General features: G+C 43.2%; 25 protein-coding genes. 13 read left to right on the top strand and 12 right to left on the bottom strand.

Annotation, left to right across the window (positions count from 1 at the left end; translation table 11 throughout):
• Window positions 1-28: 28 nt before the first annotated feature.
• The 5 genes from DI392_RS16705 (at window position 29) to DI392_RS16685 (ending at window position 4,271) form a co-directional block, all read left to right on the top strand.
• Complete coding sequence (locus DI392_RS16705; RefSeq protein WP_109320832.1) at window positions 29-1,177, top strand: YcbX family protein; 1,149 nt, start codon at window positions 29-31, stop codon at window positions 1,175-1,177.
• A gap of 74 nt (window positions 1,178-1,251) precedes the next feature.
• Window positions 1,252-1,956 (top strand): DUF4336 domain-containing protein, encoded by a 705-nt coding sequence (locus tag DI392_RS16700; RefSeq protein ID WP_109320831.1) that lies wholly within the window; start codon window positions 1,252-1,254, stop codon window positions 1,954-1,956.
• 35 nt (window positions 1,957-1,991) lie between these two features.
• Window positions 1,992-2,309 (top strand): cupin domain-containing protein, encoded by a 318-nt coding sequence (locus DI392_RS16695; RefSeq protein WP_109320830.1) that lies wholly within the window; start codon window positions 1,992-1,994, stop codon window positions 2,307-2,309.
• 167 nt (window positions 2,310-2,476) lie between these two features.
• A complete protein-coding gene (gene glgA / locus DI392_RS16690) occupies window positions 2,477-3,952 on the top strand; it encodes a glycogen synthase GlgA (RefSeq protein ID WP_109320829.1) in 1,476 nt (491 codons plus the stop codon).
• A gap of 82 nt (window positions 3,953-4,034) precedes the next feature.
• Window positions 4,035-4,271, top strand: coding sequence for a PnuC protein (locus DI392_RS16685; protein WP_109320828.1), 237 nt, complete (start codon window positions 4,035-4,037; stop codon window positions 4,269-4,271).
• A 126-nt stretch (window positions 4,272-4,397) separates the two neighbouring features.
• Here DI392_RS16685 and DI392_RS16680 read toward each other — a convergent pair whose 3' ends face one another.
• The 7 genes from DI392_RS16680 to nadE form a co-directional block, all read right to left on the bottom strand.
• Window positions 4,398-5,753: an EAL domain-containing protein gene (locus tag DI392_RS16680; protein ID WP_245884114.1), complete on the bottom strand. Its 1,356-nt coding sequence runs from the start codon at window positions 5,751-5,753 to the stop codon at window positions 4,398-4,400.
• 20 nt (window positions 5,754-5,773) lie between these two features.
• Window positions 5,774-7,723, bottom strand: a complete 1,950-nt coding sequence (locus DI392_RS16675) for a HAMP domain-containing methyl-accepting chemotaxis protein (RefSeq protein WP_109320826.1) — start codon at window positions 7,721-7,723, stop codon at window positions 5,774-5,776.
• Between the two features lie 390 nt (window positions 7,724-8,113).
• Window positions 8,114-8,929: a xanthine dehydrogenase accessory protein XdhC gene (xdhC, locus tag DI392_RS16670; RefSeq protein WP_109320825.1), complete on the bottom strand. Its 816-nt coding sequence runs from the start codon at window positions 8,927-8,929 to the stop codon at window positions 8,114-8,116.
• On the bottom strand, window positions 8,919-11,306 hold the full coding sequence (gene xdhB, locus DI392_RS16665) for a xanthine dehydrogenase molybdopterin binding subunit (RefSeq protein WP_109320824.1): 2,388 nt from the start codon (window positions 11,304-11,306) through the stop codon (window positions 8,919-8,921). The genes xdhC and xdhB overlap by 11 nt, the downstream gene beginning before the upstream one ends.
• Window positions 11,306-12,727, bottom strand: a complete 1,422-nt coding sequence (gene xdhA, locus DI392_RS16660) for a xanthine dehydrogenase small subunit (protein ID WP_109320823.1) — start codon at window positions 12,725-12,727, stop codon at window positions 11,306-11,308. The genes xdhB and xdhA overlap by 1 nt, the downstream gene beginning before the upstream one ends.
• 92 nt (window positions 12,728-12,819) lie before the next feature.
• On the bottom strand, window positions 12,820-15,993 hold the full coding sequence (locus DI392_RS19950) for an HD domain-containing phosphohydrolase (protein ID WP_109320822.1): 3,174 nt from the start codon (window positions 15,991-15,993) through the stop codon (window positions 12,820-12,822).
• A 232-nt stretch (window positions 15,994-16,225) separates the two neighbouring features.
• On the bottom strand, window positions 16,226-17,056 hold the full coding sequence (nadE, locus tag DI392_RS16650; protein ID WP_109320821.1) for an ammonia-dependent NAD(+) synthetase: 831 nt from the start codon (window positions 17,054-17,056) through the stop codon (window positions 16,226-16,228).
• 91 nt (window positions 17,057-17,147) lie between these two features.
• On the opposite strand from nadE, the gene DI392_RS16645 reads away from it, so the two are divergent.
• Together DI392_RS16645 and DI392_RS16640 are read left to right on the top strand one after the other, a co-directional pair.
• Window positions 17,148-17,684, top strand: coding sequence for a nicotinate-nicotinamide nucleotide adenylyltransferase (locus DI392_RS16645; RefSeq protein WP_109320820.1), 537 nt, complete (start codon window positions 17,148-17,150; stop codon window positions 17,682-17,684).
• Window positions 17,685-17,748: 64 nt separating this feature from the next.
• Window positions 17,749-18,264, top strand: coding sequence for a hypothetical protein (locus DI392_RS16640; RefSeq protein ID WP_109320819.1), 516 nt, complete (start codon window positions 17,749-17,751; stop codon window positions 18,262-18,264).
• A gap of 9 nt (window positions 18,265-18,273) precedes the next feature.
• Here DI392_RS16640 and DI392_RS16635 read toward each other — a convergent pair whose 3' ends face one another.
• A complete protein-coding gene (locus DI392_RS16635; protein WP_109320818.1) occupies window positions 18,274-18,882 on the bottom strand; it encodes an AraC family transcriptional regulator in 609 nt (202 codons plus the stop codon).
• Window positions 18,883-19,092: 210 nt separating this feature from the next.
• Here DI392_RS16635 and DI392_RS16630 point away from each other — a divergent pair, with 210 nt between their 5' ends.
• Window positions 19,093-20,208 (top strand): 1-acyl-sn-glycerol-3-phosphate acyltransferase, encoded by a 1,116-nt coding sequence (locus DI392_RS16630; RefSeq protein ID WP_109320817.1) that lies wholly within the window; start codon window positions 19,093-19,095, stop codon window positions 20,206-20,208.
• A gap of 24 nt (window positions 20,209-20,232) precedes the next feature.
• On the opposite strand, the gene DI392_RS16625 is transcribed toward DI392_RS16630, so the two are convergent.
• Both DI392_RS16625 and DI392_RS16620 read right to left on the bottom strand, forming a co-directional pair.
• Window positions 20,233-20,847 carry a hypothetical protein gene (locus tag DI392_RS16625; RefSeq protein ID WP_425445701.1) on the bottom strand — a complete coding sequence of 205 codons (615 nt, stop codon included), beginning with the start codon at window positions 20,845-20,847 and terminating at the stop codon, window positions 20,233-20,235.
• Window positions 20,848-20,971: 124 nt separating this feature from the next.
• Window positions 20,972-21,280, bottom strand: coding sequence for a YfcZ/YiiS family protein (locus DI392_RS16620; RefSeq protein WP_109320815.1), 309 nt, complete (start codon window positions 21,278-21,280; stop codon window positions 20,972-20,974).
• Window positions 21,281-21,691: 411 nt separating this feature from the next.
• Here DI392_RS16620 and DI392_RS16615 point away from each other — a divergent pair, with 411 nt between their 5' ends.
• Window positions 21,692-22,150, top strand: a complete 459-nt coding sequence (locus DI392_RS16615) for a TetR family transcriptional regulator (RefSeq protein ID WP_109320880.1) — start codon at window positions 21,692-21,694, stop codon at window positions 22,148-22,150.
• 75 nt (window positions 22,151-22,225) lie between these two features.
• On the opposite strand, the gene DI392_RS16610 is transcribed toward DI392_RS16615, so the two are convergent.
• Entirely contained in the window at window positions 22,226-22,480 is a 255-nt protein-coding gene (locus DI392_RS16610) for a YgjV family protein (protein ID WP_109320814.1), read from the bottom strand.
• Between the two features lie 246 nt (window positions 22,481-22,726).
• Complete coding sequence (locus DI392_RS16605) at window positions 22,727-23,041, bottom strand: DUF496 family protein (protein WP_109320813.1); 315 nt, start codon at window positions 23,039-23,041, stop codon at window positions 22,727-22,729.
• 102 nt (window positions 23,042-23,143) lie between these two features.
• On the opposite strand from DI392_RS16605, the gene DI392_RS16600 reads away from it, so the two are divergent.
• The 4 genes from DI392_RS16600 to DI392_RS16585 all read left to right on the top strand — a co-directional run bounded on the left by DI392_RS16600 (window position 23,144) and on the right by DI392_RS16585 (window position 26,718).
• Complete coding sequence (locus tag DI392_RS16600) at window positions 23,144-23,803, top strand: YceH family protein (RefSeq protein WP_109320812.1); 660 nt, start codon at window positions 23,144-23,146, stop codon at window positions 23,801-23,803.
• A gap of 3 nt (window positions 23,804-23,806) precedes the next feature.
• Window positions 23,807-24,121, top strand: coding sequence for a GIY-YIG nuclease family protein (locus tag DI392_RS16595; RefSeq protein ID WP_109320811.1), 315 nt, complete (start codon window positions 23,807-23,809; stop codon window positions 24,119-24,121).
• A 112-nt stretch (window positions 24,122-24,233) separates the two neighbouring features.
• Window positions 24,234-25,424, top strand: a complete 1,191-nt coding sequence (locus DI392_RS16590) for a conjugal transfer protein TraF (RefSeq protein WP_109320810.1) — start codon at window positions 24,234-24,236, stop codon at window positions 25,422-25,424.
• 166 nt (window positions 25,425-25,590) lie between these two features.
• Window positions 25,591-26,718 carry an autoinducer 2-binding periplasmic protein LuxP gene (locus DI392_RS16585; protein ID WP_109320809.1) on the top strand — a complete coding sequence of 376 codons (1,128 nt, stop codon included), beginning with the start codon at window positions 25,591-25,593 and terminating at the stop codon, window positions 26,716-26,718.

The following is a 26,718-nucleotide window of genomic DNA, read 5'->3' as shown; positions in this document are numbered from 1 at the left end:
TTATATTCGATAAGCACAGTGAGAAACTATGTCAGCACAACAGCCAGTAACCTTATCGCAAATTAATCTATTTCCGGTTAAATCCATTGCAGGAATCAGCCTGTCCTCTGCTTGGGTGGAGAAGCAGGGACTGGTCTTTGATCGCCGCTTTATGCTGGCACTTCATGACGGAAGTATGGTGACGGCGCGAAAGCACCCCAAAATGGTTAAAGTTTCAGCGACACTGACGGCCATGGGGATGGTTCTAAGTTACGAAGATCAGCAGCCCCTGAAACTTAACTACGCCGATTTCGACATGAAAGAGGCCGATGCAACCGTGTGGAAAGACGCTTTTATGGCTTATACCACAACGGAAGAAGCAAACGTATGGTTTAGCGGGATTCTGGAACAACCCGTACAGTTACTGTTTTGCGGAGAACAGTCTAACCGCGTAAGAGAAAAGATTGGGCATAACGTGAGTTTTGCTGATGGCTATCCGTTATTGGTTATTAGTGAGGCATCGTTGGATGAGCTTAACCGGCGTAGTTCCGAAAACCATATGATGGCTCAGTTTCGTCCTAACCTGGTGGTTTCTGGTGATGAGCCATTTATTGAGGACGGCTGGAAACGCATACGCATAGGCGAAGTAGAATTTGAAATTGTTAAGCCATGTGAGCGTTGCATTCTGACAACGGTAGATACGGAAAAGGGGACTTTTCGGGTGTCTAAAGAGCCCCTTAAAACCCTATTGACTTTTCGGGCGAACGAACAGGGCGGCACTTTCTTCGGCCAGAATATGGTGGCCAAAAACGAAGGGGTGATCCGTGCCGGCGATGTGATAGAAGTTTTGGAAACACAACCGAAAGTGAAGTACGAAGATAAGGCATCAAAGAAAGTAACAGCAGAACAGAAAGAACCATCAAAGCTGGCTCAGGAAAACCGTGCGCTGACGGTCAGTATTAATAGCAATGTATTCGAAGGTAATAATACGGAGACAGTGTTAGAGCAGGCAGAGAAAAACGGCCTGCCTATTATGAACAGTTGTCGTGCCGGTATCTGTGGTGCCTGTATGGTTAAACTTGAGTCCGGTGAGGTTCATCAGCCTGACGCTCCGGGACTATGGGATGTCGACAGAAAGGCGGGCCGGGTTCTGGCTTGTTGCTGCATTCCAAAAACCGACATAGAAATAAGTGCGTGATTTCATATTGTGATATTGTCTAACTTGTAAACGTTGTATATCAAATCAGCTTAAATAATTCAGGTGGCAGTATCATGGTAGAAATTAGCGCAAATATCTGGGTGTTTGATGGAAAGGCAGTGCCATTTTTGACACTCCCTTTTACGACCAGAATGACAGTGATTCGTTTGAGAGAAAATGAATTATGGGTACATAGCCCGATTGAACTGACTTCAGAATTGAAGTCCCACATCCACTCATTAGGCACCGTGAAATATTTGATTGCACCAAACCATCTGCACCACCTATTTTTAAAAGAATGGCAGGAGCACTATCCGGATGCCGCAAGCTACGGTACGGCAGAAGTGATCAAAAAACGTAATGATCTGAATTTCGCCGGAGAGTTACTTACAGAGGGCAATTACCCATGGGAGCCTGAGGTTACGCAGCTTCTATTTACCGGTTCTCCACTTATGGAGGAATGTGTTTTTATGCATAATCAGTCAGGTTCGTTAATTGTTACGGATTTGATTGAGAACTTTCCACCCTCGGACTTTACCCCAACTCAGCGTTTACTGGCCAGATGCACCGGTATTTTGGCTCCGAATGGTAAAATGCCGATTGATTGGCGTATGAGTTTTCTTTTTCACAAAAAAGAAGCCCGGAAGCATTACGCTAAAATATTGGGCTGGAAACCAGAGCGGATTATTTTGGCGCATGGAAACTTGATTAACACCGGTGCGATGACGTTTTTACATCGATCGTTTGGCTGGTTAAATTACCAGAGCAATGAGAGATAAATACGCTTTAGTAATATAGGCTCTTGGAGAAACTGATGGTGAACCTTTTTTCAAATATTCCAGATAATTTACCGGAAGAAATATTCGAAGATATTCTTTCTTCTGAAAAAATGAGAATAGAACGCATTATATCCCACGGGCATACTTCTCCGGATAACGGCTGGTATGATCAAGATGAAAATGAATGGGTGTTAGTCTTGTCTGGTCATGGCTGTATCGAGTTTGAGGGCGGGCGGGTGATTACCCTGTATCCCGGGGATCATCTTAACATTCCGCCACATGAAAAACATAAAGTTAAAGAGACGGCGTGCAATGAAATAACAATATGGCTAGCGGTTTTCTATCAGCCATAAAGACGAATAGGCCAGGCGATATAAAATTTTTCTATCTGAAGTCACTGATTACCATGTGATATCCTGTATATTATATAAATATATAAAACCAACGTTAAGAACAGTTGAGCATTTTCCGTAGAAGCGCTTTACATAATACATATAATTAATATTTGAGGGATTAGATAATGAATATAGTCTGGGCAACGAGTGAAGCAGCACCATATGCTAAAACAGGTGGACTTGCTGATGTATCCTACTCCTTACCTTACGCGCTGGCTGAAAATGGGCATAATGTATCGGTATTCATGCCCTATTATCCTCAGGTGATGGGAGAAAAGTGTGCTGATACAGAGCTAGTGTACGATCTGCTTGGCGTCCCACTGGGGGACGGGAATGAACAATGGGCTCGTATCAGGCAGCACAAGATCAACGAAAACCTTTCATTTTACTTTATTGAGTGTGATCGATACTTTGATCGTCCTAAGCTGTATGACTGGGGCGGAAGTGAATATTCAGATAATGCAGAGCGTTTTATCTTCCTGAGCCGCGCGATCATGCAGGCTGTGCTGGCATTGGACATTGAAGCCGATGTGTTACATGCTAACGACTGGCATACCGCTTTATGTAATGTCTATCTGAAAAGTCATCTGTATGATTCATTTGATAACTTTGCCAATACTAAGTCTGTTATGACCATCCACAATATCGGCTATCAGGGTGTGTTTAATAAATCTAATCTGTACTGGACAGGGCTGGGCTGGGATTACTTCAACTTCCAGTGTCTGGAGTTTTATGATCAGATGAACTTCCTGAAAGCAGGGGTGCTGACAGCGGATATAGTGACAACGGTGAGTCCGACGTATGCGGAGGAAATTTTATCTCGCGAGTATGGCTTTGGTCTGCAAAATTCACTGCAGCACCGGGCGGTACAGGGTAAGTTGCGCGGTATTCTTAATGGTATTGATATCCATGAGTGGAACCCCGAAACCGACGAGTTGATCCCCGAAAATTATTCTCTTACTGAGCTTGCTGGCAAGGCTGTATGTAAAGCTGCCTTGCAGGAAGAGTTTGGTTTAGACGTCAAGGCTGATGTTCCGGTTTATGGCGTGGTATCGCGACTGGCTGATCAGAAAGGTCTCGATGTTTTTATCGAATGCATTGATGAAATGCTGAAAGAAGATAATGTTCAGTTCGTCGTTGTCGGTTCGGGTGAGCAGTGGCAGGAAGAGGCGTTATCAAATTATTCCCGAATTTATCCAGGTAAGTTTGGCTGCTATATCGGTTACAGTAATAAGCTGGCACATATGGTGGAAGCCGGAGCTGATTTCTTTGTAATGCCATCCAGATATGAACCATGTGGTCTGAATCAGATGTACAGTATGAGGTATGGCACGATACCGATTGTACGTTCAACAGGTGGCCTTGAAGATACAGTCAACAACTATTCGGCCAGTAACATCAATAAGGCGACCGGGTTTAAGTTTTATGACCTGTATCCGGACGCATTGCGCGGCACCATGAGATGGGCGGGGCTTATTTATCACCATGACAAAGCGGCCATTGAGAAAATGGCGACCAATGGCATGAAGATAGATTTTTCGTGGCACCATACTGCGGTGGAATATGAGGAGTTGTATCAGCACGCGAAAAGCCGGTTCTGATCTGTAAACCTCATCCGAGTGGGGAGCGATTCGTAAGTCAGTTGCCAGATTGATTTTCTGATCTTTATATGGAGTAGGAAATATGGATTATTTTCAATATTACGGTACTGACTGGCTTGCGGTTGCTCTGACTTTCTGGGGGATTTGGGAGATAGGGAATAAGAATAAAATAGGCTTTGTTTTAATGACATTTGCTAATGCAGCCTGGGTAGCCGTTGGTTATTTAACGGGCAGTATTGCAATGATCATTGCTAACATTATTCTTTGTGGAATGAATGTTAGGGCTATCATTAAGTGGTCTGGTGCTGATAATGGTTAGCGTTCATTACGTATAAAATACAACCAGTACTATCAAATAAGGTTAATGACGATACCAATGATACTTAATCGGCTCACATAATTAGTCGTATCGGTATTAACTCTCATTCGATAGTACTTGGTTTGGCTAGTTTTCTAAATACTTTTCAAATTCCTTAATGGGAGTGGGTTTGCTGTAAAAATAACCTTGGTAGGATAAGCAGCCCTCACTTTTCAGATAACTTATCTGCTCCTGTGTTTCAACGCCCTCAGCAATAACATTTAACCCTAACGCATGGGCCATTCCTATTATCATTTTGACTATTGACTGGTCATTTTTATCCGTTTCTAGGTCGCTAATAAATGACTTGTCGATTTTTAACTGACATAAAGGCAACTGTTTCAGGTACTTAAGAGATGAATAACCCGTTCCGAAATCGTCAAGAGAAAAAGATACACCAAAACATTTCAACTTATCCATGTGAGAAATCGCTAACTCGATATCATCAACAAGTGTCGTTTCTGTTATTTCAATTTTAAGCTTTCCACTTTGGATATCATATTTTTCTATTAGATGCAGAACATTAGCAACAAAACTTGACTGACAAAATTGTTTATAACTGACATTAACAGAGAGTGATAAGTGCTTGGTCTGCTCTTTTTCTCGCCATTGTACTAATTGCTTGCAAGCCGTTTCCAGTACCCAGTTCCCAATTGGTACAATCAACCCTGTTTCTTCAGCAATAGGGATAAAACGGTTTGGACCTATAATTCCATTTATTGGGTGTACCCAGCGAATAAGGGCTTCGGCACCAATAACTTGATTACACTGATTGACTTGAGGTTGATAATAAAGCTCAAAATGCTGTCCATTGATCGCTGAATGAAGTTCCGACTCTAACTGTGTAAAATTGGCAATTTTTTTCTCACTTTCTTTTCTGGTTTTGATCTCACGCATAAGATGAACTGTACTTAAAGAAAGTCGACGATAAGCACTAAGAACAACACTGATAATGGATTGATAACGCGTCTGCAATTGTGAATCAACCCATGCCTCTCTTTCTTCAGGCACCAAATTATTACGAACGGCTTCTACTTGCAGAGCCATATGTTTATCTTTTTCCAGAAGATGTGTGGCTAACCAGTGAACAAGAAAAGAAAACAGGTCTTCGAACAATTGGTCATTAGGGCAAATACCTATATTAGCTCTTACTTCATTCATGTACTGAATAAAATCATCATGGCTACTTTTATGTTCTTTTACCAGAGGGGAGTCAGATAACATGACATTCCAGTAATCATCTTCAGTTTTAAAGTGATATTCTGCATAATTGAGTAACTCATTAATTAATGTTTTTGGTTCAATATCTGAATGTTGCAGAATGAGCCTGTTGGCGGCCTGGTTAAGAAGATCAACTAATTTTCTGTGTTGTTGATCTATTTCAGTTACGCCAATATTAAAACTATCATGCCATGGGAAAATATCTGTATGGTATTCAGTCATCATATTAACCTTTGTGGAGACTATACTCTGAACTGAACGACGAGTTGATTTAAGTCATCGGCAAGGCGTGCTATTTCATAGCTTGAACTACGTGTCTGATCCGATGCGACAGTATTTTCTTCCGCAATGTTTTTTACATTGACAATGTTCTGGTTTATATCCTCTGCTACGGTACTTTGCTGTTCAGATGCACTGGCAATCTGCATATTCATATCATTAATCACAGTAATTGATTCTGCGATAGCCTGAAGCGCCGCACTGACATTGCTGGCTTGCTCTACGCACTCGTTAGCTTGATTTTTACCCTGATCCATCACTTCAACAGTGCTTTGGGTACTCACGTTCAGTACTTCAATTATATTTTGAATTTCGGATGTTGAGTTGTGAGTTCTTGCGGCCAGGTTTCGGACCTCATCGGCAACAACGGCAAAACCGCGACCTTGTTCGCCCGCCCGGGCGGCTTCAATGGCTGCGTTTAGTGCTAAAAGATTCGTTTGTTCTGAGATGTCTCTTATAACGTCCAGAATGCTGCCTATATTAATCACTTCGCGTTGCACTTCATTGAGTTTTTCAGATGAGTGGTTAACATTTTCGGACAACGAGGTAATTAGACTAATAGCCAGGTCAACTGTTTCTGTCCCTGCCAGGGCTTTCTGATCGGCCTGATTAGCGGCATCGGCCGCACTGGAAGCGTTGCCAGCGACATCGTGAACGGTTGTTGTCATTTCCGTCATGGCTGTCGCGACCATGTCGGTTTCTTGTTCCTGCTTTGCAATACCTTGAGACGTTTGCTCGGTCACTGTTGCTAACTCTTCAGAAGCGGTAGCAAGTTCAATACTCGCTTTTGAGATAGTCGTAACCATCTGCTTTAAATTGGTAGCTGTATTTTGAATTGCACCTAGTAATAACCCAGTTTCATCTTTACTTGTGGTACCCACATTTATTGTTAAGTCACCTTGTGCTAGCTGATTGGCCAGCCCTACCGCTTTATGAATGGGTTTAGTAATATAGATAGTCAGAAGATAAGCAGCACCGATACCCATAAGAATGGCGATAACGGACAGCCCAAGTGTGAGATGTACGCTGTTATTTGTTTTTGATTTCAGTTCGGAGCCAATAGCGTTCTGTTCTTTCATCATGGATAGTTTAACACTCTCAACCTCTTCGGCGATCTTTGGACCGATGACGTCCAGGGTGTCGGTAACGATATGATTTCTTTCTTTTGTTATATTGTAAAAATCATGCATACCCTGAATGTAATGTTTATTTGCTTGCTTAAACTGGTCGAGTAAGTCTTGCAGATCGTTGTCGTTTATTTTTTCGTTAAGGGCTTTTATTTCTTTTCCTAGCTCGGAATTGATATTGTTAAGGGCTATTTTAAAGTCACTTTCTTTATTTGACTGTAAAAATTTAACCACAAACAAACGACCGTGTAGCATTTTTTCCCGAACAAAAGTTGCCTGATAGATAATATCATTGCTGTCAGACTGATAGGTTGAGCTAATAATATCATTAATGGTTTTGTACATTAATCCACCACTAGGAACCAGTTGGTTATCGTGAATATTATTCTGTTGGTCTATTAATTTAATGACAGAATGGAATGCGTTATCATAGGCCTCAATAGACGAGTGGATATCTGATAATAGTAATTTTTGTTCTTTGTTTTCGACCTTTGTTCTGACATCCTGTAGTTCAGATTTCATGGTGGAAAGATAGCTTGAAAACAGTTTTAGATCTTCTTTATCTTGTGTTATGAGATAATCTTTCATATTCATGCGAACCATTAGCATATTCGCCTGAACTTTTCCTAATAGATTGGTATGTTGGCTGAGAGAGCGATATAGAGTAACTCCTTTATCACTGTCATTAAGAGCTAACATACTGATTGTTATAACAATTGAAAGTAATGCTAAAATTAAAGCAAACCCCGCACTGATTTTTACACCTAATTTTAAGTCTTTAAACATGGTCGACCTGGCCTCGTTGTATATTATTTATCTTTATGTCATTTTATTATCATTGTTATTATGAAATAGTATTAATAATATAATTAATGCTAACAAGTGTTGATTTGACGTTACATTTAGCATACACAACAAAAACTGAACCAAGATCACTTATTGTGTAATGTGCTAATAAGTAAGGTAAAAGTAGTATTTTGTAATCAGATGTTTATATCTGGTGTCAAATTGAAATTTTAGTGTATTTTAGGTTGTTAGCTCTAAATTTAAGTGTAGATATTAACCAGACAAGAGATATATAAAGAGAGAATTAAAAGATCTATATTATCTGTTAGTATTTACTGATTTTCGGCATTTTAATTTTAGTAAAAGGCACAAGAAGGAGGTAAATGCGCTTCAAACATGGGATGAGTTTTCTTTGGATTTAGAAAAAAGGTGGAGCAATTCTGCAGCAACAGAGACGGCAATCTCCATGGGCAATTTCCCAGGAATATCAGCTTTCCCTATTGGACAGGTCAGCCTCTCTGACAACCTTGGATCTGAAAGCTGTTCTTTTAGCTTCCGCTCTACGACTTTTTTCTTCGAAAGAGAACCGATCATCCCTACATAAGAAAACCTTTGATGTTCAAGCGCATGGTGAACAACCTCAAAATCCAGGTCATGGCTCTGGGTCATGATAAGAATATATGCCTTGTCTGGCAGGGAAGGGAGTAGGGCTACCGGATCGCTTTGTAAAGAGGTCTGAATTTGCTGAGTCGGAAGCTGATCCAGCCAGTGTTGACGGGTATCAACAACCATTGTATTACATGGCAAATTTTTAAGAATAGAGCAAAGTGCCTGACAGACGTGACCAGCACCGAATATGACGACTTTGGGAAGGTGAACATTGCGGTATTCAAACATGATTTTCACTGAGCCACCGCAATGTTGTGCGGACTTTCCGGATAAAGAGAAAGGATGAATATCAATGTGTGGCGTTTCCTCTGTCAGCGCTTTACGGGCCATTGTTGTTACCTGATGCTCCAGGTTGCCGCCCCCTAATGTGCCAGACTGATGAGTCTGAGTGATCACCATTTTTGCTCCAATATTGGCTGGTGCTGAACCTGACCGGGAAATTAGGGTCGCCAGGCAGTAGGCTTCACCCCGTTGTTCAAGAGAATAGCAGGCCGCACTCCAATTATTTTCTGTTAAATTTTCTGAGCTAGTTATCATGTCTTTCTATTTCCGGTCTTTGGTTAATACAGGCGGTCAGAATATGTTCTCCCGTTGCAGGAGCATTCAATGTCGGGATAACTTTATGCCCGCTGATGGATGCGACGGCATCATAGATTGCACACCAAACACTGATAGCGTGTAGAAATGGGGGTTCACCAACGCCTTTAGAGTGAAAGATGGTATTTTCCGGATTCATTTTGTCAAACAAGGAAATATTCATTTGCTTAGGGTAATCACCGATGGTTGGGATTTTGTAGTTCATCGGTGATTGACTGAGCAGTGCGCCGTCTTTTTCGTTCCAGATGACTTCTTCACACGTCAGCCAGCCTAATCCCTGAATAAACGCACCTTCTATCTGACCAATGTCTATCGCTGGATTTAAACTGTTTCCGGCATCATGCAGGATATCGACCCGATCAACACACAGTTCCCCCGTCAGAGTATCAATGGTGACCTCGGAGCAGGCTGCGCCAAGAGCAAAGTAGAGAAATGGCCGGCCCTGAGAGCGGCGCTCGTCATAATTGAGCTTTGGCGTCTTATAAAACCCTGTCGCTGAAAGTGAGACCCGGTTGAGGTAGGCTTCCTGTATCAGGGTTTGCCAGTCGATGGTGTTATTGCCATATATCAGCTTTCCATCACTCAAATCAGGGGATGGGGTTGCCTGATCATTGTTATTTCGGGAGTTCGTTATCGGATATTGCTCACGAGCGAAGGCCAGCAACCGCTTTTTAATGGTACTTGCTGCCTGATAGGCCGCCATGCCATTCAGATCTGAACCGGATGATGCCGCAGTCGCTGACGTGTTTGGGACTTTGTCGGTTCGGGTTGATGTTACCCGGACGAACTCAGTTGAAATCCCCAGTGTTCGGGCAACGACCTGACGCACTTTAGTATAAAGCCCCTGACCCATTTCCACGCCACCCTGTGAGACCATAACACTGCCGTCAGTATAAATGTGTACCAGAGCTCCGGCCTGATTCAGATGCTTTGTGGTAAAGGAAATACCAAACTTAACCGGGGTTAAGGCCAGTCCTTTTTTTAAGATTGCGTTATTTTTGTTCCAGTGTTGGCACTCGCGGCGTCTTTGTCGATAGTCCGAGTCTGATTCAAGGCGTTTAATCAGAGAAAGCAGATCGTCGTATTGGCTGAATTCCATACCATAATGGGTATGATTTTTTCCTTTTCTGTAGAGGTTGTTCAGACGAATATCCAGCGAATCCATGCCAAGATGAATACCTAAATCCTGCATGATTTTTTCTATCACCAGTGTCCCCTGAGGGCCACCAAACCCCCGAAAGGCGGTGTTGGAAACCGTATCAGTTTTCAGGTGATGACCAACGACTTCAGAGCGGTTGAGATAATACGCATTATCACAATGAAACATAGCCCGGGAGACGATGGCCGGAGACAAATCGGGTGAGCAACCGCACAAGGCATGCAGGTTAATCCGGATACTTTGGATTTCCCCGCTGGGGTGTGCTGAGAGTCTGTAGTCACTAATAAAAGGGTGCCGTTTCCCGGTTGAGGTGATATCCACCATCCGTGGAAGTCGAAGTTTTACAGGGTGCTGGCTAAGAAACGCTCCAAGGGCAGCAAGGCATGCCCACTGGGTTGACTGGGTCTCTTTTCCGCCAAATCCGCCGCCGATACGCCGGGTATCCGTTACCACAAGGTTATACGGTATGTTCAGCACCTGGGCGGTCTTCAACTGGACTTCTGTTGGATTCTGACTGGAAGAATATAAGAAGATACCGCCATCCTCTGTATTTTCTGCTAATGCCACTTGTCCCTCGAGATAAAAATGTTCTTGTCCGCCAGTTGAAAAGGTACCGGAATGTTGTATTTCCCCGAGGGTAAAGTCGGCGTCAGTAAGCTGAGTTCCTATCCGGGACGAAGGTAATAGTGGGGACTGTTTTTTTGCATCCTCAAAGTGGATAACAGGCTTTTCTTCCTGATAGGTAATAAGTGCTTTCTGACTTGCCTGCCATGCAACCCGGTGGCTATTGGCTACTACCAGAGCGATGGGCTGGTGATGAAATTTAACTTCTCCGTCACACAATAGCGGGTCGCCTTCATAAATGGTTCCTATATCTTTACGCCCGGGAATATCTTCATTGGTGTAAACGGCGACCACCCCGGGAACGGCAACGACAGCGCTAAGGTCAAGGGTTTTTACTTCCCCTTTGCTTATCTCACTAAGAATGATAGCACCATGCAGACAACCCGGAGGTGTGGCCAGGTCATCGACATAGTGTGCTTCTCCGGTCGTATGTTTTTCTGCACTCTCATGGGGACGAGCGTAACCCGGACTTTTGTCATCATCTGAATGAAGAGATGAGGGGGTCACTTGAGAAGGGTAGGTAATTTCCCGCATTATTCACCAACCTTACTATCGAAAGCGTGATTTGGTTCTGCCGGGTGACATTCTATGTAGAAACGTTGAAGCAGGTTTTTGACTAGTTGGATACGGTAGGCGGCGCTGCCTCTGACATCTGAAATTGGCTGAATGATATTGGTAACTTCAGCCTGAGCCTGATGAATCAGCGCCTGAGAAAACGGGTTACCGTTAAAGATGTTCTCCAACTGGTATAGACGGATGGACTGTGTGGCCACACCACCGGCAGCGATAACGCATTTTTCTACAACATCGTTACTACCGAGAGTCACGTTGATTGCCAGAACAATAGTTGAAATATCATCATGATAGCGTTTGCTTATTTTATAGATAACATGGTGTTGATTTGCTCTGAGACGGGGCAGGTGAATCGCACTTACCCACTGGTTTGCACGTAATATAGTTTGACAGTATCCGGTAATGTAATCTTCCGGAGTACGGAGCTGTTTTAGTTCCCCATCATCTATTTCAATCAGACCATTCAGGCTGATTAAAAGCGGCGCAATATCCCCGATAGGAGAGGCGTGGCCCAAGCTTCCTCCTAACGTCGCTTTATTGCGGATGGAAAGGCTACCTATGCGATCCATTAATTCTCGTGTACTGGGAAAACAATGGCACATTAGGGGTTCGACGTCAGCAAGCGGAACCGCCGCCCCTATTCGCCATCCATCTGGGGTTTCTTCTACTGTAAGTAAATCATCGACTGCTGAAATATCGATAATGGGGTGAATATCTTTAAACTCCTGGGTTATTTCCGGAACCAAATCCGTACCGCCGGCAAGAAGGCGAGCTGTGGGGTTATGGCGTTTAGCGGCTTGAAGCTCTTTCCGGTTTGTGGGTTTGAGGTAACCCGGAGTCTGCTGTTCGGTACAGTTTTGCATCCAATGGATGACCTTATGTTCTTCAGCGGAGAGCGCTTTTGGCTCCGATTTTACGATCTGATTGGCGACTTCGATTAACGGTCCATAGCCGGTACAGCGACATAGGTTACCAGTCAGGTAGTTGGATGGGTTGTCCGGTTTGATAGATTGTTTTGATAAAGCATAGAGGGACATGACCATTCCCGGTGTACAAAATCCGCACTGAGAGGCATGTTGGTCTACAACGGCTTGCTGGATCGGGTGGAGTGCCTCGCCCTGTTTTAAGTGTTCCACCGTAATTACCCATTTGCCATGTAATGTATTTAATAGGGTAATACAGGCGTTAATATGCCGGTAACGTAACTGTTGGCTTTGATCCAGTTCCGCCACAACAACCGTACAGGCTCCGCAGTCACCACTGGCACATCCCTCTTTCGTACCGGTCAAGCCTAAATGTTCACGCAGGTACTCGAGTAGTGTGGTATCTACCGGTACTGATTCTGCAATAACAAGCCTGTCATTGACCATCAACTCCAGCATATTTTTTTCCGCTTTTATATGGACTTATTATTCAGTATAGCGGCAGAAGCAGAGCCTGCAGGTTGTTACTCAGAATAAAGAGATCCGTCGTATTATAGATACTTACTCAAATCGACCTCATCATTCTGTGAAGTATTTAAAAACCGTGAAGCATATTGTTTATGTATGTTGCTGGACAGCAGTAACCTGAAGAGATCTTCATCAAGATGCTCTTCTTTCACCATTAACGACAAAATAGTAATGGCCTCACTCAGTGTTTTTGGTTTTTTATAGGGTCGGTCGGATGCTGTTAATGCTTCAAAAACATCCGCTATTGCCAGAATACGGGCTTCCATCGATAACTGCTCGGCTGCAAGCTTTCTTGGATAGCCTGTTCCGTCCAGCGTTTCATGGTGACCACCGGCTATTTCGGGCACCCGTGAAAGCTCTCCTGGAAGTGGGAGTGCCTCCAGCATCTGAATCGTTGAGATGATGTGTTCGTTAATACGATACCGATCTTCCTGAGTGAGAGTTCCTTTCTGAATACTCAGGTTATAGATTTCTCCCAGGTTGGATTGATGCTCTGGAATGTCCATTTTGACTCCGCCTATTTTATCCTTAGGGGAGCGTGTCCAGGGGATCATGTGCTCTTTAAGATCGGCGAGCACATGTTCTTCTGCCGGAAGAGGTGTTGCAGGAACGGACTCCAGATATTTAGATTCCTGCGGAGATAAACCAATCCGGTTGTCCAGATGGCGGAGCCAGGTTTGCTGCGCAATATGACTAATACGCTTTATGTCTTGTTCATCCATGTATTCAGAACCGACATTGCACTGAGCAATAAAAGCAAAATCGTCTTTGATTTGTTCATGGCGTTCAGATAGTGCTTTGCGGAGTTCTGATTCAGGCCGACCAGAGACAATGCCTTTCCAGTAAATTATTTCTGCATCACGCCACAGAACTTCAAAGCGGGTGCGTATTTCATGAAGCCGGTTATGAATGGTTTCGAGCTTACTGCCTTTGTCAATAATATGTTCCGGGCTGGTAACCTTGCCGCAGTCATGTAGCCATGCGGCAATTTTAAATTGCCGCTGCTGTTCTGCGGTTTGGAACTTAAAGTCTTTAAAAGCGGGGAGGTCACTCTTTTCTGCGGATTCTGCCAGCATGATGGCTAGTTCCGGCACTCGTTCGCAGTGGCCTCCCGTGTATGGCGATTTATCATCTATAGCCTGGGCTATCAGCTTGATAAACGCATCCATTAATTCCTGTTGATTACGCTGATACTCTTCTATCGAACCTGCCATAGAAAAGATCGAGTATGATAGGTCGTTAATTTCTTTTATCTGGCTGGGGATATGCCGGACTTCGTTAAACTTACGCTGGATAATCTTTTCATTTTCGTTTGCCAGCAATCTTACGGGCGTTGCGATCATTTTGGTGAACAGGAAGAGAGCCGGAGTCAGCAATACCAGAAAGCCGAGTGTAATTAACAGAGAAAAACGAACCTTCTCCATATAGGGTTGTTGTATTAACGTTGTCGGAACCATAATGCCGAGATAATTATCTGTCCCAAGTTCTTCTGATGGGATGTGATGAACGAACAGCGTGTAGGATTTCTCCCCGATCATTATATTACGGGCGATAACATCTCCTTGTTGGCTTTGCACCGCCAGAACCGTAAACACTGGAGTGGGTACCACGCCGGAATTGATTGCCCGGCGTAATTTCGCTGATGAATTATCATTGCTCCAGTGGTCATCAATTGTTTGCTTTTCTTCCTTTGTTAACGAGGCAATCGCCTTATTCAGCAGAGTTTTCAGCTCTGGCTGATCGTTGTGGACTAAAAACCGTAATTGTTGATCGATAGTGCTGACTGAGGTATCAGTGACGTGGTGTAACGCCAGTCCCTTAAGAGAATAGCGATCAATTAAGTACTCTATAACTTTTGTGTTATCAAAGGCGGCAACCGCTTCATTATTCTGAACCGCTTTAAGACCCGCGAGCGAATCCGGAACTTCAAGAATTTTAATTTCCGGATAATGTTTCTGAACAAATTTGACAAAAGCCCAGCCCTTAGGAATAGCGACAACTTGCCCGTTATTTAATTGCTCTAGCGAAATATCCTGATCACTGTTCTCACTGGTAACCAAGACGGGAGAGAGTTTAAGGTAAGGGGAAGAGAACAGGCCCCAGGATTCCCGTTGTGTGCTGTAGAAAACACTATGCAACACATCAACTCTCTGTTGCTTAAACAACGTTACCAGTTCATTCCAGTCGTAGCCATTGCTGTATTCAATATCTAATCCTAATTTTTGGGCGATAAGGTTGAGTAAATCAATGGAATACCCCTGAGGTTCTCCGCCGTAAGCAAAATCAAAAGGAGGCCAGTTTTTTTCATTTGAAACTTTCAATACGCCTAATTCACGAATGTATTTTTGTTCTTCTCTGGATAAAGGAACCTTTGACACAGGAATACTCGTATTCTGTTTTTCAATAGAAAATGAGTGCGCATAGACCGTGCCGTTTTGGTTAAATATTAGTGTATTTGCCCCTTCTATTACCTGATTTTCGCGTAAATATTGAGAAAAGGTGTCGAGAGATATATCTACGGCGATGACGTTCTGGCTGCCTGGAATGTGTTTGGCATAGGTAACACCGGGCGAGCGGGTAACATGGAAAATATAAGGTTCGGTTTTAATGGTAGAGTGGCTATTCATCGCATCTCTGTACCACGGCCGCACATTGGCGCGGTAACGACTGGCTTCACTATCTTCGTGGGTAAGGCGAAATTCGGCGTCAAAGTATCTGGATTCACGGACCCGGCCTGATGGCGTATCCCTGATATGAATAATTAGCCAGCGATCAGCCGGAGTAGCGTTTATTTTTTCGCGCAGGTTAGTACCGCTGTTCAGGTTGATGAGCTCATATAAATTGCCGTTCTGGTAGCCGATATAGATAGAGTAGAGATATGGCTTCTGTTCCATGGCCCGTGCCATTACCTTGGTTATCGGGTGTAGTGATTCAGGCTCAGCTTGTTGTGATACTTCAGAATATCCTGAAAGCAGCAATGTCAGGTCACTGCTGGCACTGTCCAGAGAATAGACTTTTTCACTGATATTTTGTGCCGTGCTTTTAAACAACATATTGGCAGACTCTTTGGCAAGAGACTGGCTGAAATAGTACTGAAGAGATAAGGCAACAATGATTATCAGCGACGATAAGACAATAAACAGGGATATAACCGTTAGTCTCATACTGAAACGGGTCTGTTTGAGTTTATTAACCATAGCCAACCTTTTGTAATAAGCGCCTACAAGTCAGGTTGAATCTTTGAGTTGTCTTATAGGCGTTTTGAACTCGTAATAGAGTAATGTACCTATTAGGTATAGTACATTAACCATAGAAAACAACTAATTAATAACTATAAAGTTTTACTCATTACATCAGGAAAATCTGATAAACCTGAATATAGGGTGGGGTAAGCGCCGGCAATATCAACCGGCGCATGACAGATGAGTATTAATCGTAAATGGTAGGAATAGCTTCGCGTTTATGCTGGGTTGCCGTGTAAATGCCAACCAAGCGCTCTGTTACATGATCTGATACGGGTTTTCCTTCCAGAAAATCATCAATTTGATCATAAGTCAGGTTCAGTGCCGATTCGTCGGCTTTCTGAGGGCTTAGCTCTTCCAGATCCGCTGTCGGGATTTTAGTCACCAGAATTTCCGGGGCTCCCAGCGTTTTGCTGATTTCACGTACCTGGCGCTTATTTAAGCCAAACAGTGGGGCCAAATCACAGGCACCATCACCAAATTTAGTGTAGAAACCGGTAATGTTTTCTGCCGAGTGATCGGTACCAATAACCAGTCCGCCCACATAGCCGGCAATCTCGTATTGAGCAACCATACGGGCTCTGGCTTTGACGTTTCCTTTGACAAAGTCTAGTTTTGCATCTTCTTGAGGCAGAAGTCCTGTTCCTTCCAGGGCAACGTGAGATGCGGCGTGCATACCATCAACACCATCTTTGATATTAACGGAAACAGAATGTGTTGGCTGGATAAACTGAAGGGCCAGTTGTGCTTCATCTTCGTCCTTTTGCTCACCGTAAGGTAGTCGGACGGCGATAAACTGATAGTCGACAGAGCCGGTTTCTTTATTCAGGCTGTCTACCGCAAGCTGAGCTAAACGACCACAGGTTGTTGAGTCAACACCGCCACTAATCCCCAGTACCAGTGATTTACAACCTGATTCCTGAAGCTTACGCTTAATAAATGCCACACGTCTTTCGATCTCAAAGTGAGGATCGATTGAAGGTAAAACGCGCATTTCTTCGCGAATTTTCTGTTCCATTAATATTCCTTTTCCACAGCAATGTAAAAATAGAGCCAATAGCTTTATCATACCGGATTCGAATCACTATCAACCAGTAAATTACGCCTGAATGAATGATATAACAGAAAAAAAGACAAAAATCGCTGTTTTTGGCAGTGCGTTTAATCCACCCAGCCTGGGACATAAAAGTGTGATTGAGTCATTGACTCATTTTGATACCGTTTTACTTATTCCCAGTATTGCACATGCCTGGGGCAAAGAAATGCTGGACTATAACGTGAGATGTGACATGTTGGATCTTTTTATCCAGGATCTGGGATCTGACAAATTCCAGCGTTCTGGTATTGAAGAGGAACTTTATGTGCCTGGCAGCAGTGTAACCACCTTTGCTGTACTGGAAAAAGTCCAGGACGTGTACCCGTCGGCTGATATTACGTTTGTCGTTGGACCCGACAATTTTTTCAATTTTGCTAAATTTTATAAAGCTGAAGAAATCCTAAGTCGCTGGTCTGTGATGGCCTGCCCGGAGAAGGTCTCAATTCGCAGTACAGATATACGTAATGAACTGTACAAAATGGGATCTGTTGCAGAACTCACGACGAAATCTGTCGCAAAATTTCTCATTAATAATAAACTTTATAAATAGTAGCTAAACATTTATAATTCCTGTGAATAAGAATGACTTGTAGACCGAACTAAAGGGCAATCCGATGGGATTACACATTACAAAGTTAGCGCAAAAAATAAAGTTAGCACAGAAAGTAAGGTTAGCTGTGCTTTGTACTGTTCTTTTGTCGTCCGGTTCGGTATTAGCATGTGAGGGTTCTCAACCGTCTTCGGTTGTTGTTCAGAAAAGTTCAGAAATATGCAGTAAGCTTTCGGGCGCGCTGGATGGTATTACTGAGCAATTCCTTAGCCTGTTTCGACAGGCAGAAGATGATGAAAAACGTCAGAAAGATCATTATTGGGAAAAGTGGGCTTTTAACACTGAAAACACGCCCATTATCAGCGGTAAGGTTGATAAGAATGTGGTTGGGTTAGCCCTGTGGATGCCAGAAGATATAGATGAAGCTGCTCTGAGTTATGATGAGTGGCTGGAAAGTCAGGGTTTTCAGGTTAGTTTTGCTGTTGGTGATAAGGGTAAGGAACCGAGAGTGCGTTTTGATTACCGATGGCATGATGCACACACTCCCGATGTGATGTTTCAGGTAGAAGTTCCGTTTTAAAGTTCCGTTTTAAAGTTCAGTTCCAAGCACTAGTTGGCATAAATGCTCAAAATTCTCTTTTGAGTTATGAAATAGCTCTTCAACGATTTTCTCTTGTTTTTTACCGGATAACCGCTGCTTTTTTGCTTCTCTGACAAGAAGTGCAATATGCATTTCCTTACAAAGGCTGACCGGTTGTTCTGGTGTCCATTCTGAAAAACACTGGCTAAGTTGCCCTAATATCAATTCTGGTTTTAGTTCACAGACTTCATGGCGAACGACTCCCAGCAAGGCTTTTTTCTGAGAGCCGCTGACTTGCTGTCTGGCGAGCTTCGAAATTATTGCGCTTGTAACCTCTGGTAATTCGATAAAACCGCTTTGAGAGGGGAATGAGTCAACCAGCCGTGCTGAAAACTCAATAGCGGAGGCCGTCGTGTCCGGAAAAAAGGTGACAGAAACCAGACAATCAAATGGTATCCAGAAGCTATCACCCTGCTCCAGAGCATATTCATATTTACCAAGCCTTACTAATACCATGCCAGTGTGAATGGTAAGAAGAGAATGTTTCAGACTCTTTTTTCTGGGAGTGCTGTGAAGAAAAGCATGTTGTTTCAGGTAATATTCAATAGCGTAGTTCATGAGATACCCTTTTTGGGGCAGGTAGAGTTTCTGGGCGCATAGAGTAACGTTTATTAGAGAGAATGCCAACATCACAGTAAGTGGATCGGATTATCTGGTCCGACCTGGTATCTCTTAGCTGCTTGTTGCAGAAACAAAGCGTAGAATATCGTGTTTTTGTAACGCTCTGACTTCCCGGGGCTTATTACTTTATCTATTTAGCGTACTCAAATGACAGTAGACAACGATATCTATCAGGAAATCCGTCCGTATAACGATAATGAAATCAGTGACGCGATCAACCGTCTGATTAATGATCAAGAATTTATTGATGCCATTCTAAACCACCGTTTTGAACACACCGCAAGTTGGCTTCGAACCCTGATGACACCACTTGTGCGGGTATATTTAAAGTACAAATGGGGTAAATTAAAAACGGTTCACGATGTTCAGATGGAAGTCAAAAAATACATGACTAAAGCTCTGGATACCACTACCGATGGCGTGACTTATTCCGGCTTGGATAAACTGGACACAAACACTTCGTATCTGTTTGTGTCGAATCACCGGGACATTGCGATGGATCCGGCTTTGGTTAACTATGGCCTGCACATGCATAAGCATAAAACCGTTCGGATCGCGATAGGTGACAACCTGCTTAAAAAACCTTGTGCCACCGATCTGATGAAGTTAAATAAGAGCTTTATTGTTAAGCGTTCTGCAAAAGCGCCTCGCGAGATGATGAAAGCACTTGGGCTTCTTTCTTCTTATATCAAACACTCACTGGATACCGGTAATTCTATCTGGATTGCACAGAGAGAAGGTCGGGCAAAAGATGGGAACGACATGACTGATGCAGCTATCCTGAAAATGTTTTTCATGGAAGGCCGTAAGCAGAAGCTCAGTTTTGCTGACTATGTTAAGTCTCTGAAAATTGTACCTGTGGCAGTTTCTTATGAAAATGACCCTTGTGATACCGCGAAGGCTTGTGAGTTGTTTGAGAAAGAAACACACGGCAGCTATGAGAAAAGTGAATTTGAAGATATTGAAAGTATCGTTCAGGGGATCATTGGCTATAAGGGGCGTGTACATGTCAGTTTTGGTGAGGTGATTACTCAGGATGTTGAGGGCCCTGACGCATTGGCTGAAGAAATTGATCGCCAGATCCATAATATCTACAAACTCTACCCTGTAAATCTGTTAGCAGCAGATCAGGATGATGACGGTATTACAGATAAAGTGAGGAGCGAATTTAAAGCCAAGCTGGATTCTATTCCTGAAGGTGCCCGTACCCACCTGAGAGCCATGTATGCAAACCCGGTTCGTAACGGCGGTAAATCAAATTAAGTTCGGTGTTTGAGCAGTTATGCCCTAACGGGCGACTGCTCCACCAAGCGTTAGGTTTTTTGGCCACTTACTAATCTGGTTTCCCCCCAGAAAAATATTACCTTTTACTGTCATATCGTCCGGAAACTGCCTCACTCCTGAACCGCCAATATACAGATTGCCTTCCACAACAATACCATTGGGAAGTTCCGTTAGTGGTGTACGGATGACACTTAAGTCACCTTTTACATGTAATCGGGGAGGCAGCGACTTCAACGGTGTATCGGTAAAATTCAGATATCCGCCGACAGAAACACCAGAAGGCCACTTTTCTATATAGCTACCCAGGAAGTTAGCGTAACCTTTTATTTTCGTCCCTCGTCTGACTGATTTTAACTGACTGTTCGATGCGTCCAGACTACCGTTGACAACCAGGCCGGGGGGTAATATTTGAATTGGAGTTTTGGCTATATTCAGGTTTCCTTTTACTTCGAGGCCATCCGGGAGTGCGGTATAAGGTTTATTGCGAAGATACACGTTACCATAGTTATCAATATGGTTAAGTATTTGATATTCATCCAGTGGTTCTGCACTAACGAAAGAAAAGGCAATAGAGAGTGAAAATAGGTATAGCGCGCAGGAACAGCGGAACAGTCGCATCATAACGGCTCAGTTTCATCAGAAATTTAGCTGGGTTTTATTATAGTGACCTAAGTAGAGCCGAAAAGCGAGTAGTCATATAAAAAGATACTCGCTTTATCTGTTGGAAAGGTAGCGTTGCCAGTTAACGAAGAGAACGAGTCTTCAATTCAAAAATCAGTTTTTCAGCACTCACTTCAAATTTGAATCGGGCGTGAAGCTCTTTTGCATCATCTGCCAGCGGATTTACTTCGAACTCCACATTCGAGTTCACTTCTTTAGCCAGAACAACATAGTTTTGAAGTTCAGCTTCCAGTTGAGACTTGTTTTCACCAAATAGGGACACTTCAGCCACATCATCACCTTCTTTGATGATAAAGCCCATTTCCGCACTGCACCCGCAAGCTTCACACACTTCATTTTCCGGGTCACAAACCATATTTTCTTCCGACATAACATTTCCTCCAGCAGGGACGGTGATGAAAGATAAACACGCCTTAGGGTATCTTAGCCATTACCAGCCAGGCAACAAAAATATTAGCTTTTTCTGTTAAATGGTCTGTGATTCAGGGTGGCTGTATTAATTTTATACGATTGCTCTTTTTGGAACCGAGTTCAGGGCTTTGTTTGTAACATTATTTGTATTATCTGTATGGTGAACGGCTAAATTGTGTAAGATCTCCATGGCCGGAGTTATCCGTCTGGCATCAATAACATATGACTGATAATAAGCCCGGAAAAGGGCATGTATAGCTTTCATTGCACAGAGGTGAAGGTTATTAATAAGGACTATAACGATATAGGGATTATTCGGGGCTTGCGTGTTAACGGGGAGGTACAAAGTTATCAAAGAAGGGCGCGTAATATGCCAAAACGTAGTAAAGAAGATACCGAAATTACCATCCAACATATTATGGATGCTGTCGCTGAACAGTTACTCAGCTTGGGATATGACAAAATGTCGTATACCACATTAAGTAAACAGACTGGTATTTCCAGAACAGGAATTAGCCATCATTTCCCGAAGAAAACCGATTTTATCCTTGCGTTGGATGAGCGTATACATGAAATGTTCATCGGCCATCTGGATTTGTGTGACAGTTTAAAGACTTTTTCGGAAAGCTGGCTACTGGCCTTGAATAAGCCTGAATTCATTTCTATTTTAAAATTGCTTTTTCTTCATATCGTTACGACAAATAATGCCAATGAATTTGCTCGTAAAGGGGTAGAAAGACTATATCGGTTGATTGGCGATAAGTTTGGCGAGGAAGGCGATAAAGAACTTGAATGGCTTATGGGTAAGTCACTGGCTTACATGAGTTAAATGATAGAGGCTCTGGAATGTATACCAGAGCCTTTTCCTGCCTGATGCTTATTTCTAGAGCAAATTCGTTTAAATTCAGGCTTTCACTCCATTGAGATCACTATTCTTTCTTTCCTGATGATTTTTATATAAGAAATAAATATTGATCACTGCAATGTAGCTGTTGGCGACCACTACCGGTAGGGCTCCTACATAAAGACCATAGGCGATAAATAGTGAGCACCCTACAAAGTTCAGTACGCGGAGTGCTACGATATGTTTCATGCTCAGCGAAATAGCCACCATGATTGATGCAGCATAACCGATAATTTCAACTATATTAAATTCCATTACTTGTCCTCTTTGTATGCCGAATAAGTCGGTACCAATTCTTCTCATCATGAGATAAGCGAGGAAGCTCCATGCCCCGAATGGTGTTCTCAGATTGTGTGAACAGGATCAATCTTAACAAGCTCAGAAAGGGAGGAAAACAGGTAAGGGGTAAGAAAGTGAAGGTTAGCGATTACGCAAACGTTTAGTTTTCTGAAATAAAAATAAGCCCGCACGAGGCAGGCTTATTCTGGAGGGGGTAGGGGCTTAGTTTTTACCCTGAGATGCTTTGTCTTCTTCCGTCAGTTGACGGATACGACGGCTGATTTCCCGGCGGGATTTTGAAATTTCAGCACTTTTGATGATGTGATCATCCACACGGTCTTCGTAATCACCTTTCATGTTTTTGATGATCATAATGATTTCTTCCTGAGACATTTCAGGCTTGATGTAATCAATAAGGTTTTCCAGCAAGACAACACGTTTTGTGTTATCGCGAATTTTCTTTTCGTTATCCTGAAGTTCGCGCTTTAGCTTATTTTTTTTACGCGCCAGATTTACAATTTCGAATACGCTGTTCATGAGTATTATTCCTAACATTAATGCGTTGATATACAATAATTAAAGCATAACCCAAAAAACTTTTGGACGCTAATAATATAACAAGACGGAGTAAAGCCGAGTATGAGCATAGAATTGTCCCCAGTTGAAGCACGCGTCATTGGCTGCTTAATCGAGAAAGAAGTAACGACACCTGATCATTATCCGCTGACGCTGAACAGCTTAACCAATGCCTGTAACCAGAAAAGTAACCGTGACCCTGTCATGTCTTTGTCTGAATCAGAAGTTTTGGATACCGTTGATGCTTTAATTGCTCGCCGGTTGGTAAATGATGAAAGCGGGTTTAACAGCCGGGTATCTAAATATCAGCACAGATTCTGTAATACTGAATTTGGTGATCTCCAGTTTACGGAACAAGAACGAGGGGTTATATGCTGCCTGCTGTTAAGGGGAGCACAGACGCCGGGAGAAATCAGAACGCGGACAAATCGCCTGTGTCAGTTTGCTGATGTAAAAGAAGTTGAGGCCGTTCTTGAAAAGCTGGCGAGTGACTCTGATGATAGCCCGCTGGTTGTTCGGCTGCCGAGGGAAGCTGGGAAACGCGAATCCCGCTATATGCACCAGTTCTGTGGTGAGGTGGATGTTGCAGCGATAGCGACAGCCAGTCCTGCTGTACCACCTTCCGGAGCAAGTCAGTCAAGAATTGAAGCTCTGGAATCTGAGGTCACACAGTTAAAATCAGAAATGGCCGAGCTAAGAGCATTAGTCGAACAGCTTCTATAGCACATGACAAAGCATGCATTGGAGGCAGAAGTAGAGCGTGCAATTTCGAGTTCTGAATGGCGGGTTTACCTGCTCCGAACCCGCACTGGTGCGCTCTACTGCGGCATTAGCAATAATGTGCAAAAGAGGCTAGAGGCACATAGAGCAGGGAAAGGTGCCAAGGCTCTTCGTGGCAAGGGTCCGCTCCAGCTTGTATGGACGCAAAGAGTGGAAGATAAAAGTATGGCACTTAAGCTTGAAGCTGCGATAAAAAAACTGACTAAACAGAAAAAAGAACAAATAGTGCTTTGTAATAAAAATATTCATATTGATGAATAGTTCTTGGTTTTTGTAAAACTATATGACTTTATTGTTAATTGATCTTGCCTAATAATTCAGGCCAGAATAATATCTATTATGAATCTTGTTTATATAAAGGTTGTTTACTCTTATGATTACTAAAAATAAATTAGCAGTGGGTGTCTGTCTGGCTTTGTGTTCCGGAACCGCATTTTCAGCGGCGAAGGTGGCTGACGGACGGGGAAATGCAATGGGTAATACAGGCGTTGCGTCTGCGGATTACCTGATGGCACCATTTTATAACCCGGCACTAACCGGGCTTTATCGTGATAACGATGATGTAGGTTTGTTGCTGCCGGGCGTACAATTAACGGCAAATGATCAGGATGATACCTTGTCGGATATCGATGACCTGCAGGATGCGATTGATAATTTTGATTCAAGTACTTCAAGTTCAGCGGCGGCTGATGAGTTGAATGGCTATTTGGATGCTCTACAGGGTAACGACCCTCTTTCGGTCAATGCCGGTGCAGGTGTTGCTGTCGCTATTCCAAACAAATATATAGCTGCCAACTTGTTTGGCAGTGGTTATGTGGAAGTTGTTGCAGCTACGCAAATAGTCGATTTTGTTGATGACCCAGCGCAAGATGATAGGCTTGATACTGTAGATCGATATAAGGGTTCTACAGTGAACTTAATGGCCTTCGGTTATAGTGAAGTCGGTGTGGCTCTGGCTAAACCGTTTACTATTGCGGGTCAGGAAATCATGTTTGGTGTTTCACCAAAATTCCAACGTCTCAAAACTTATGCTCAAAACATAAAAGTGGAAGACTTTGACATTGACGACTATGACCAGAGCGAGAGAAGTAAGACAGCATTCAACCTGGATTTAGGGGCGGCCTGGGCCAAAGATGCATGGCGTGTTGGCTTTGCGGTGAAGAATGTGATTAAGCAGTCTATTGATACAGACGCATCACAGGTTATCGGCACCTACGAGTTGTCACCTCAGGCAACCGTTGCGGGTGCTTATGTGTCTCGCTTCTTTACGGCTTCTGTTGATCTTGACCTGACTAAACAGACCCGTTTCGAGGATCTTGATATTGAAGGGTTGAGTGATGACTTTGACGATACTCAGTTTGTCCGTTTCGGGGTTGAAGGTAACGCTTGGGACTGGTTACAGCTGCGTGCCGGCTATGAAGTGGACATGCTGAGCAACGTGGATAATGCCGTCACTGCCGGTCTTGGGTTCAGCCCGTTTGACGTGGTGAATATTGATATTGCCGGCAGTTATTCAGGTGAAAATCAGTTTGGTGCTTCAGCGAGCCTTGCATTTACTTTCTGATAGTCCACAGGCATTCGTCTGAATATTCATGATCATAAGTTGATGCCTCGCGGTTTTATTGCTGCGTGGCATCTGTTTTACCCTTCACCTTCAATGTCTCTACTACCATAAATCCCATTTCTTACTTATAGTTACAGGTATACATCATATAGATATAAGGTGGGGCATGGTTTCTGATGGCCTGATTAAGCCTTTTGTTAAGTGCTTAGCTGTTTTGTTATTCTCTTTTAATGTGTCTTCTGCGCCTGTTTCCGTTAGTGCTGATGTGCTGAGTGAATACTGGGGGTATCAGGCGTTTCTGGACAAATTCCCGGAACAAAAACAGTTAACGGATAAACTCACCAGAGTCGTTGTTCAGCCTGCTGTTCCTATCCTGAGTGCTCAGGATAAAGTAATCAAAATATCGGTCATTTACCCTGGCGAGCAAGTTTCGGATTATTGGCGAAGAAACTTAGTTGCGTTTGAGAAACGGCTAAATGAGCTAAATATTAAATACAAGATTTCACAGATATTCACCCGCCCCAACTCCGATATTGGCCAACAGAGTCAGTTTCTGAACCAGGCTTTAAATACGCATGCTGATTATTTGGTGTTCACTCTGGATACGGGGAGGCATAAAAAATTTATTGAGCATGCGTTATACAACTCTGATACTAAGTTAATCCTGCAAAATATTACGACCCCTCTTGTAAAATGGGAAGATCACCAGCCTTTTATGTACGTTGGATTTGATCATACAACCGGTAGTCAGATTCTGGCGGATTATTTCAAAGTGCATTTTAAACCATTGGTACCATATGGGGTCTTGTACTTTTCTCCCGGTTATATCAGTGATGTCAGAGGTGACACATTCATTCATGCTCTGAATCAGGAAAAAGGCTTTTACCTTCAGTCCGCATTTTATACTCATGCCGATAAAGAGAGTGCCTATAAGGCAACACTGAAGTTGGTAAGAGAGCATCCTGATCTGGATTTTATTTATACCTGTTCTACCGATGTCGCTTTAGGGGCGGTAGAGGCTTTGAAGGTATTAAAACGTCAGGATATTGTAGTAAATGGCTGGGGGGGCGGTTCAGCAGAACTGGATGCGATAAGGCAGGGGAAGCTTGATGTCACCGTCATGAGAATGAATGACGACACAGGTGTGGCTATGGCGGAAGCGATTAAATGGGATTTGGAAGGAAAACCGGTTCCTACCGTCTACTCAGGTAGCTTTGAGCTGGTCACTTCAGACAGCAGTGAAAGAAGAATAGAGCAGTTGAAAAAGCAGGCATTCAGGTATTCGGACAAATAA

It is taken from the genome of Vibrio albus (assembly GCF_003144035.1).
Taxonomy (GTDB): domain Bacteria; phylum Pseudomonadota; class Gammaproteobacteria; order Enterobacterales; family Vibrionaceae; genus Vibrio; species Vibrio albus.
This window is presented reverse-complemented; position numbering and strand designations above follow the sequence as displayed.

What these genes read in the sequence shown, in the direction of transcription:
- DI392_RS16705 (WP_109320832.1), top strand. Translation starts at nt 29, where the DNA reads ATGTCAGCACAACAGCCAGTAACCTTATCGCAAATTAATCTATTTCCG.
- DI392_RS16700 (WP_109320831.1), top strand. Translation starts at nt 1,252, where the DNA reads ATGGTAGAAATTAGCGCAAATATCTGGGTGTTTGATGGAAAGGCAGTG.
- DI392_RS16695 (WP_109320830.1), top strand. Translation starts at nt 1,992, where the DNA reads ATGGTGAACCTTTTTTCAAATATTCCAGATAATTTACCGGAAGAAATA.
- glgA (WP_109320829.1), top strand. Translation starts at nt 2,477, where the DNA reads ATGAATATAGTCTGGGCAACGAGTGAAGCAGCACCATATGCTAAAACA.
- DI392_RS16685 (WP_109320828.1), top strand. Translation starts at nt 4,035, where the DNA reads ATGGATTATTTTCAATATTACGGTACTGACTGGCTTGCGGTTGCTCTG.
- DI392_RS16680 (WP_245884114.1), bottom strand. Translation starts at nt 5,753, where the DNA reads ATGACTGAATACCATACAGATATTTTCCCATGGCATGATAGTTTTAAT.
- DI392_RS16675 (WP_109320826.1), bottom strand. Translation starts at nt 7,723, where the DNA reads ATGTTTAAAGACTTAAAATTAGGTGTAAAAATCAGTGCGGGGTTTGCT.
- xdhC (WP_109320825.1), bottom strand. Translation starts at nt 8,929, where the DNA reads ATGATAACTAGCTCAGAAAATTTAACAGAAAATAATTGGAGTGCGGCC.
- xdhB (WP_109320824.1), bottom strand. Translation starts at nt 11,306, where the DNA reads ATGCGGGAAATTACCTACCCTTCTCAAGTGACCCCCTCATCTCTTCAT.
- xdhA (WP_109320823.1), bottom strand. Translation starts at nt 12,727, where the DNA reads ATGCTGGAGTTGATGGTCAATGACAGGCTTGTTATTGCAGAATCAGTA.
- DI392_RS19950 (WP_109320822.1), bottom strand. Translation starts at nt 15,993, where the DNA reads ATGGTTAATAAACTCAAACAGACCCGTTTCAGTATGAGACTAACGGTT.
- nadE (WP_109320821.1), bottom strand. Translation starts at nt 17,056, where the DNA reads ATGGAACAGAAAATTCGCGAAGAAATGCGCGTTTTACCTTCAATCGAT.
- DI392_RS16645 (WP_109320820.1), top strand. Translation starts at nt 17,148, where the DNA reads ATGAATGATATAACAGAAAAAAAGACAAAAATCGCTGTTTTTGGCAGT.
- DI392_RS16640 (WP_109320819.1), top strand. Translation starts at nt 17,749, where the DNA reads ATGGGATTACACATTACAAAGTTAGCGCAAAAAATAAAGTTAGCACAG.
- DI392_RS16635 (WP_109320818.1), bottom strand. Translation starts at nt 18,882, where the DNA reads ATGAACTACGCTATTGAATATTACCTGAAACAACATGCTTTTCTTCAC.
- DI392_RS16630 (WP_109320817.1), top strand. Translation starts at nt 19,093, where the DNA reads ATGACAGTAGACAACGATATCTATCAGGAAATCCGTCCGTATAACGAT.
- DI392_RS16625 (WP_425445701.1), bottom strand. Translation starts at nt 20,847, where the DNA reads ATGCGACTGTTCCGCTGTTCCTGCGCGCTATACCTATTTTCACTCTCT.
- DI392_RS16620 (WP_109320815.1), bottom strand. Translation starts at nt 21,280, where the DNA reads ATGTCGGAAGAAAATATGGTTTGTGACCCGGAAAATGAAGTGTGTGAA.
- DI392_RS16615 (WP_109320880.1), top strand. Translation starts at nt 21,692, where the DNA reads ATGCCAAAACGTAGTAAAGAAGATACCGAAATTACCATCCAACATATT.
- DI392_RS16610 (WP_109320814.1), bottom strand. Translation starts at nt 22,480, where the DNA reads ATGGAATTTAATATAGTTGAAATTATCGGTTATGCTGCATCAATCATG.
- DI392_RS16605 (WP_109320813.1), bottom strand. Translation starts at nt 23,041, where the DNA reads ATGAACAGCGTATTCGAAATTGTAAATCTGGCGCGTAAAAAAAATAAG.
- DI392_RS16600 (WP_109320812.1), top strand. Translation starts at nt 23,144, where the DNA reads ATGAGCATAGAATTGTCCCCAGTTGAAGCACGCGTCATTGGCTGCTTA.
- DI392_RS16595 (WP_109320811.1), top strand. Translation starts at nt 23,807, where the DNA reads ATGACAAAGCATGCATTGGAGGCAGAAGTAGAGCGTGCAATTTCGAGT.
- DI392_RS16590 (WP_109320810.1), top strand. Translation starts at nt 24,234, where the DNA reads ATGATTACTAAAAATAAATTAGCAGTGGGTGTCTGTCTGGCTTTGTGT.
- DI392_RS16585 (WP_109320809.1), top strand. Translation starts at nt 25,591, where the DNA reads ATGGTTTCTGATGGCCTGATTAAGCCTTTTGTTAAGTGCTTAGCTGTT.